1 tRNA gene is annotated in these 257 nt (G+C 44.4%); it reads left to right on the forward strand.

Annotation, left to right across the window (positions count from 1 at the left end):
- Positions 1-46: 46 nt before the first annotated feature.
- A tRNA-Val gene (locus tag TW81_RS18715) sits at positions 47-122 on the forward strand.
- Positions 123-257: the final 135 nt, after the last annotated feature.

Below are 257 nucleotides of genomic sequence, written 5' to 3' on the forward strand. Positions count from 1 at the left end.
AATCCTGCACGACCCACCATTCTCTCCACGAGAATAAAAATAATGTGGGCGATTAGCTCAGTTGGGAGAGCACCTGCCTTACAAGCAGGGGGTCACTGGTTCGAGCCCGGTATCGCCCACCATTCTCTAAATGTTTTTGGATAGTCTTTTCCAAACCACTTCAGTAAAGCGTACGTGGTTGGAATTTTCGACGCCGAAAGTCTTTAGAAAATGTAACTTCCTTGTGAAGAAACATAGCTCTTTAACAATTTGGAAAG

This window comes from Vibrio galatheae (assembly GCF_000967545.1).
GTDB lineage: Bacteria > Pseudomonadota > Gammaproteobacteria > Enterobacterales > Vibrionaceae > Vibrio > Vibrio galatheae.